The 7,591-nt window shown below is 64.3% G+C and carries 6 protein-coding genes; 3 read left to right on the forward strand and 3 right to left on the reverse strand.

Annotation, left to right across the window (positions count from 1 at the left end):
- Positions 1–77: 77 nt before the first annotated feature.
- The 3 genes from pyrH to rpsB all read right to left on the reverse strand — a co-directional run bounded on the left by pyrH (position 78) and on the right by rpsB (position 2,917).
- Positions 78–794 (reverse strand): UMP kinase, encoded by a 717-nt coding sequence (pyrH, locus tag G3N97_RS09140; RefSeq protein ID WP_027814826.1) that lies wholly within the window; start codon positions 792–794, stop codon positions 78–80.
- A gap of 271 nt (positions 795–1,065) precedes the next feature.
- The gene (gene tsf, locus G3N97_RS09145; protein ID WP_065060168.1) at positions 1,066–1,947 is read right to left on the reverse strand and encodes a translation elongation factor Ts; all 882 of its coding nucleotides are present in this window, start codon (positions 1,945–1,947) and stop codon (positions 1,066–1,068) included.
- A gap of 214 nt (positions 1,948–2,161) precedes the next feature.
- The gene (gene rpsB / locus G3N97_RS09150; protein ID WP_205992922.1) at positions 2,162–2,917 is read right to left on the reverse strand and encodes a 30S ribosomal protein S2; all 756 of its coding nucleotides are present in this window, start codon (positions 2,915–2,917) and stop codon (positions 2,162–2,164) included.
- A gap of 437 nt (positions 2,918–3,354) precedes the next feature.
- Between rpsB and map the strand changes: the two genes are divergently transcribed.
- The 3 genes from map to G3N97_RS09165 all read left to right on the forward strand — a co-directional run.
- Positions 3,355–4,176, forward strand: a complete 822-nt coding sequence (gene map / locus G3N97_RS09155) for a type I methionyl aminopeptidase (RefSeq protein ID WP_205992923.1) — start codon at positions 3,355–3,357, stop codon at positions 4,174–4,176.
- A gap of 328 nt (positions 4,177–4,504) precedes the next feature.
- Complete coding sequence (locus G3N97_RS09160; RefSeq protein ID WP_205992924.1) at positions 4,505–7,081, forward strand: [protein-PII] uridylyltransferase; 2,577 nt, start codon at positions 4,505–4,507, stop codon at positions 7,079–7,081.
- A gap of 234 nt (positions 7,082–7,315) precedes the next feature.
- The coding region (locus G3N97_RS09165; RefSeq protein ID WP_205992925.1) for a hypothetical protein at positions 7,316–7,591 on the forward strand (276 nt) is incomplete at its 3' end.

Raw genomic sequence — 7,591 nt, forward strand, 5'->3', positions numbered from 1 at the left:
CCTTTGTTACGGTGTGGGCCCGCCAGCGCGCATGGAGGGCGGCGCGGCCCAGAATCGATCTCGTGTGAAACGAGAGTTTACACGTGGACGAGCGTGCCTTCGTCTTCGCCTTGAATGATGCGCTTGAGCGCACCCGGCTTGACGATCGAAAAAACGCGGATGGGCAGCTTCTGGTCGCGGCACAGCGCGAAGGCCGTGGCGTCCATCACCTGCAGATTGCGGCCGATTGCCTCGTCGAAGCTGATCGTCGAGTAACGCGTGGCCGTCGGGTCCTTCTTGGGGTCGGCCGAGTAGACGCCGTCGACCTTGGTGGCCTTGAGCACGACTTCCGCGCCCACTTCGGCGCCACGCAGGGCGGCGGCCGTGTCGGTCGTGAAGAACGGGTTGCCGGTGCCGGCCGCGAAGATCACGACCTTGCCTTCCTCGAGCTGACGGATCGCGCGGGGGCGGATGTACGGCTCGACCACCTGGTCCATGCGCAGCGCGGACTGCACGCGCGCTTCGATGCCGGCGTGACGCATGGCGTCCTGCAGGGCGAGCGCGTTCATCATGGTCGCGAGCATGCCCATGTAGTCGGCGGTCGCGCGGTCCATACCGGCTGCGCCGCCCGCGACGCCGCGGAAAATATTGCCACCGCCGATCACGACTGCGAGCTGGGTGCCGAGCCGCACCACCTCGGCCACGTCTGCCACCATTCGTTCGATCGTGGCGCGGTTGATGCCGAAGGCATCATCGCCCATGAGGGCTTCGCCGGAAAGTTTGAGCAGGACGCGTTTATAGGCGGGTGTGGGCATGGAGGTATCCAGGATCGCGCGCAAAGGGCAATAACTTGAAACTGTAGGGGTGAAATACGACTTGGGGCAAGCGCCACCAGAAATAGCGAGGATTGGCGCCACGGGGCACAGCGGGAGACCGCTGCGCCCGGCAAGTTCGCCGGGCGTCGCTACATCGAGCGTCGCTACGCTGCCCCACCGCGGCGGAAATGCGCCGCCGCGGCGTACTACGGGACTGCGATGAGACTTTTACTACGGGTACGACTCGATACGGCTAAAGGCTGCGCGGCCCTTATTGCTGCTTTGCAGCAGCGACTTGCGCGGCCACTTCAGCAGCGAAGTCGTCCTGGCGCTTCTCGATGCCTTCGCCAACGACGAACAGCGAGAACTTCTGCACCGACGTGTTAGCCGCCTTGAGCATCTGTTCGATCGTCTGCTTGTCGTTCTTCACGAACGGCTGGTTCAGCAGCGAGACTTCCTTCAGGTACTTCTGCACCGAGCCGTCGACCATCTTGGCGACGATTTCAGCCGGCTTGCCCGATTCGGCAGCCTTCTGTTCGGCGATGCTACGCTCCTTGGCGATCAGGTCGGCCGGCACTTCGTCCGACGACAGCGAGACCGGCTTCATCGCGGCGATATGCATTGCCACGTCCTTGCCGACCTGCTCTTCCGCGCCCGTGTACTCGACCAGCACGCCGATACGCGTGCCGTGCAGGTACGAAGCCAGCTGGTTGGCGGTTTCGAAGCGCGCGAAACGGCGGATCGAAACGTTTTCGCCGATCTTGCCGACCAGTGCGAGGCGCACTGCGTCGACCGTCGAGCCTTCCAGCGGCAGAGCCGACAAGGCAGCGACGTCAGCCGGGTTTTGCGTGGCGACCAGTTCGGCCACCGTGTTCGCGAAGGCGAGGAAGTCGTCGTTCTTGGCGACGAAGTCGGTTTCGCAGTTCAGTTCGACGACTGCGCCAGCGTTGCCGCCGATGAACGAAGCGATCACGCCTTCAGCCGTGACACGCGATGCTGCCTTGCTTGCCTTGTTGCCGAGCTTCACGCGCAGCAGTTCTTCGGCACGCGCCAGATCGCCGTCGGCTTCCGTCAGCGCCTTCTTGCATTCCATCATCGGCGCGTCGGTCTTTGCGCGCAGTTCTGCCACCATGCTTGCGGTAATTGCCGCCATCATTCGCTCCTTGAGTCTGTCTGGTACACGCCGCGCCGCATGCTTCGATGCGGCCGGCTGGAATTCGTTTCCGCTCGAGTCTGTTCTGAAACGCTTTTTTACAGCTGCTTCTACAGGACTACGGTGCCGCTGTGATGACGCGGCGACGAAAGTCGCGGCTTAAAAAAAAGGGGCCTATGGAAAGCCCCCTTTTCTTGCCGGACACGGGGGCAGCTTACGCCTCCGAGTTGACCTCGACGAACTCGTCGTCGCCGTCGTTGCCGCGCGCTGCTGCGACGACTTCGTTGACCGAGCTCGCACGGCCTTCGAGGATCGCGTCAGCCACGCCTTCGGTGTAGAGCGCGACTGCCTTGCTGGCGTCGTCGTTACCCGGGATGACGTAGTCGATGCCTTCCGGCGAGTGGTTCGTGTCGACCACGGCGATGACGGGGATGCCCAGCTTGTTGGCTTCCGTCACGGCAATCTTGTGGTAGCCGACGTCGACCACGAAGATCGCGTCCGGAATGCCGCCCATGTCCTTCACGCCGCCGATCGACTTTTGCAGCTTGGCGATTTCGCGTTCGAACAGGAGCGCTTCCTTCTTGCTCATCTTTTCGAGTTCGCCTGCCTCAACAGCCGCTTCCATGTCCTTCAGGCGCTTGATCGAAACCTTCAGCGTCTTGAAGTTGGTCAGCATACCGCCGAGCCAGCGTGCGTTCACGAACGGCATGCCAGCGCGCTGCGCTTCCTGGGCGATCGTGTCACGCGATTGACGCTTCGTGCCGACGAACAGGATCGTGCCACGGTTCGATGCCAGCTGACGCACATACTTCAGTGCGTCGTTGTACATCGGCAGCGTCTTTTCGAGGTTGATGATGTGAATCTTGTTGCGATGACCGAAGATGAAGGGGGCCATCTTCGGGTTCCAGAAGCGCGTTTGGTGACCGAAGTGGACACCTGCTTCCAGCATTTGGCGCATGGTAACTGCCATGAGAATTTCTCCGCTAGGGTTTGGGTCTTAAGCCGGCTGCCGTATCGTGACGCCCTCCGCTTTTTGCGGATGAACGCTCGACACCCTGGGTGCGCCGGCTCGCGATTTAAAAAATGCCGCCTATTACTACGGTTACGACTGATTAACTGTGCCCGCGACGACAACGGACTCAGCCAGCGCCCCGCCACACCTTCCACCCATGCCAGTCACGGATTGAAAGAATACGGGGAGCGACTTAGCCGAAGATTATAGCACGCAAAATCGGCTCCACTCAAGCCAGCTATTACCCTCGAAACGCGGGCGGCAGGCGGATGACAAGCGCCTCGCCGTTGCCGCCCGTACCCGCCCAGATACGGCGCATCTATTAGCAATAGGCCAGCGACCGCCGGGATAAGGTGCGATAATTCGATATTCGACTGCATTTTCGGGCGCACACCATGGCCATTTCGATCAAGAACGAACACGACATCGCGCAAATGCGCGTCGCCTGCCGCCTGGCAAGCGAGGTGCTCGACTACATTACGCCGTTCGTCGTCGCGGGCGTGACGACCGGCGAGCTCGACCGCCTTTGTCACGAATACATGACCAATGTGCAGGGCACCGTGCCCGCGCCGCTGAACTATCAGCCGCCCGGCTACCCGCCCTACCCGAAGGCGATCTGCACCTCGGTCAACGACGTGATCTGTCACGGTATTCCGGGCGACAAGGCGCTGAAGAACGGCGACACGCTCAATATCGACATCACCGTCATCAAGGAAGGCTATTACGGCGACACGAGCCGCATGTTTATCGTGGGCGAAGGCTCGATTCTCGCGAAGCGGCTCGTGCAGACCACGTATGAATGCATGTGGCTCGGCATCGATCAGGTGCGTCCGGGCGGCCATCTGGGCGACATCGGCCATGCCATCCAGCGTTACGCCGAGTCGCAAGGCTACAGCGTGGTGCGCGAATACTGCGGCCACGGCATCGGCACGGTATTCCACGACGAGCCGCAAGTGCTCCACTACGGCCGCGCCGGCACGGGCGTCGAACTGCTGCCGGGCATGATCTTCACGATCGAGCCGATGATCAACGCCGGGCGCCGCGACATCCGCACCATGCCGGACCAGTGGACCGTCAAGACGAAGGACCGCAGCCTGTCGGCGCAATGGGAGCACACTGTGCTCGTGACCGAAACCGGCTACGAAGTGCTGACGGTGTCGGCGGGCACGCCCGCCAAGCCGGCCATCGTCGCGCAGATGGCGGGCAGCCCGGCCTGATCGTGCCGGCATCGCGGCGGCGCCTTGCGTGGGTTGGCCGCCGCGCCGCTTGCGGCCACGTTTGATCGACGATCCCCGTGGCACGGAGCGCGCAACGCAGCGACTGACAGTCGATCATGAGCAGCCCGCCGGAAAGCGCGCCGTCGCGCATCCGGCCCCGTAATTCAGCAGCAGCAAGGCGAGCACGCATCCAGCGCCCCGCTCGCGGCAGTTCAGGCAAGACATGCAGTGAAGGCGCCTGAGTGCGCCAGCGGCTCCCCGGCCCCGGTGGCCCGCCCCCGACCCATCGACCGCGCCCCGTGCGCCAACCATCGTCCAGTTCCAGTTCATGAGCGTTCTCGCCGCCGCACCCGATACGTCGTCGCTGAGGTCCGATTACAAGGCCGCCAAGGCCCAGTTGCTCGAACGGTTCAAGTCCGCCTCGAACGTCGACACGCTGATGCACGCCCTCGCCCGCACCACCGACGACACGCTGCGCAGCGCGTGGAGTCTGTGCGAGCTGCCGGCTTCGCTCGCGCTCGTCGCCGTTGGCGGCTACGGTCGCGGCGAACTTGCCCCGTTTTCCGACGTCGACATTCTGGTGCTGCTCCCCGACGACGAAGCGCTCGCCCCGCTCGAAGCGCGCATCGAGCGCTTCATCGGTCTGGCGTGGGATCTCGGGCTGGAAATCGGCAGCAGCGTGCGCAGCGTCTCGCAGTGTCTGGAGGAAGCGGCCAACGACGTGACCGTGCGCACCTCGCTGCTCGAAGCGCGCCGCCTGACCGGCAGCACGACGCTGTTCGGCGACTTCGCCCAGCGTTATCGCGACGCCATGGACCCGCGCGCGTTCTTCCAGGCGAAAGTGCTCGAAATGCGCCAGCGCCACGCGCGCTTCCAGGACACGCCCTACGCGCTCGAACCGAACGTCAAGGAAAGCCCCGGCGGTCTGCGCGATCTGCAACTGATTCTCTGGATGACCGAAGCCGCGGCATTCGGCAGCAGCTGGAAGGAACTCGACCAGCGCGGCCTGATCACCGGCCGCGAAGCGCGCGAACTGCGCCGCAACGAGACCTTCCTGAAGACGCTGCGCGCGCGTCTGCACGTCATCACGGGGCGTCGCCAGGACATTCTCGTGTTCGATCTGCAAACCGCCGTCGCCGAAAGTTTCGGCTTCAAGGCCAGCAGCTCGCGGCGCGCAAGCGAACAGCTCATGCGCCGTTATTACTGGGCGGCCAAGGCGGTCACGCAGCTCTCGAGCATCCTGATCCAGAACATCGAAGCCCAGCTGTTCCCGAGCACGAGCGGCATCACGCGCACGCTCTCGGACCATTTCGTCGAGAAGCAAGGCATGCTCGAAATCGTCGCCGACGACGTATTCGAGCGCGATCCGCACGCGATCCTCGAAGCCTTCCTGCTCTACGAACAGGTGCCGGGCGTCAAGGGCCTGTCGGCGCGCACGATGCGCGCGCTGTACAACGCGCGCGACACGATGGATCAGCACTGGCGCCGCGACCCCGAAAACCGCCGCCTGTTCATGGAGATCCTGCGCCAGCCCGCCGGCATCACGCACGCGATGCGGCTGATGAACCAGACGAGCGTGCTCGGTCGCTATCTGCTCAATTTCCGCCGCATCGTCGGGCAGATGCAGCATGACCTCTATCACGTCTACACGGTCGATCAGCACATTCTGATGGTGCTGCGCAACATCCGCCGCTTCGCCGTGGCCGAGCACGCGCACGAATATCCGTTCTGCAGCCAGCTGATCGCCAACTTCGAGCGCCCGTGGGTGCTGTACGTGGCAGCGCTGTTCCACGACATCGCCAAGGGTCGCGGCGGCGATCACTCGCAGCTCGGCATGGCCGACGCGCGCCGCTTCTGCCGCGAACACGACATCGAACGCGAGGACGCCGAGCTGATCGTCTGGCTCGTCGAGCAGCATCTGACGATGAGCCAGGTCGCGCAAAAGCAGGACACAAGCGATCCCGAAGTGGTCAAGCGTTTCGCCGATCTGGTGGGCACGGAGCGCCGGCTTTCGGCGCTCTATCTGCTGACGGTCGCCGATATTCGCGGCACCAGCCCGAAGGTCTGGAACAACTGGAAGGGCAAGCTGCTCGAAGACCTTTACCGCGCGACGCTCGCGGTGCTCGGCGGCGCCAAGCCCGACGCGCATTCCGAGCTGAAGACGCGCCAGGAGCTGGCGCTCGCTCTGCTGCGTCTGGAGACCGTGCCGGAAAACGCGCATCGCGCGCTCTGGGACAAACTCGACGTGGGCTACTTCCTGCGTCACGACGCCGCCGACATCGCCTGGCAGACGCGCGTGCTGTACCGCCACGTGGAGACGCCGTCGCCCGTCGTGCGCGCGCGCCCGTCGCCGGTCGGCGAAGCGCTGCAGGTGCTGGTCTACGCCAAGGATCGCCCGGATCTGTTCGCGACGATGTGCGCGTACTTCGACCGCAGCGGCCTGTCGGTGCTGGACGCGCGCGTGAGCACGACGCGCCACGGCTACGCGCTGGACAACTTCATCGTCGCGAATACCGAGGACGAAGTGCATTACCGCGATATCGCGAACCTCGTCGAGCAGGAACTCGCCGAGCGGCTGACGGCCGAAAGCCATGTGCTGCCGGAGCCGTCCAAGGGCCGCCTCTCGCGCCTGTCGCGCACCTTCCCGGTGACGCCGCGCGTCGACCTGCGGGCCGACGAGCGCGGCCAGTACTACATCCTGTCCGTGTCGGCGAACGACCGGCCGGGCCTTCTCTATTCGATCGCGCGCGTGCTGGCCGAGCACCGGATTGGCGTCCAGGCGGCGCGAATCAATACGCTCGGCGAGCGCGTCGAGGACGTTTTCCTGCTGGACGGGTCGGGACTTTCCGACAACCGTTTGCAGATCCGCGTCGAAACTGAATTGCTGCGCGCGATCGCAGTCTGAATGCAACACCGAGCAACATCGAAATACCTGGAATCATGCGAGCCAAACTGACAGCCAAGCATCCGCGCCCGACTACCCCGGAACGCGCCCCCGTCCGCCGCGGCGCTACGACCGCGCGCAAACCGGTGCGTCCGGCCGAGGCGAAGCCTTTCGCCCAGTCGACGGGGCCGAAAGGCGCGTCGTCGAAACCGCGCGCGCCGCGCGAGGGCGATGCGCGTCCCCCGCGACGCGCCGATGGCGATCAACGCGGCGAGCGCGGATTTTCGCGCGGCCGTGGCGAGGGGGATGAGCGTCGGTCGTTCCAGCGCCGGGATGAAGGTGGTGAGCGTCGCCCGTTCCGTCCGCGTGAGGATGGTGGTGAGCGTCGTTCGTTCCAGCGTCGGGATGAAGGCGGTGAACGTCGCCCGTTCCAGCGTCGGGATGAAGGTGGTGAACGTCGCGAATTCCGTCCGCGTGAGGAAGGTGGTGAGCGCCGGTCGTTCCAGCGGCGAGATGAAGGTGGTGAGCGTC

Source organism: Paraburkholderia sp. Ac-20347 (genome assembly GCF_017104805.1).
Lineage (GTDB): Bacteria > Pseudomonadota > Gammaproteobacteria > Burkholderiales > Burkholderiaceae > Paraburkholderia > Paraburkholderia tropica.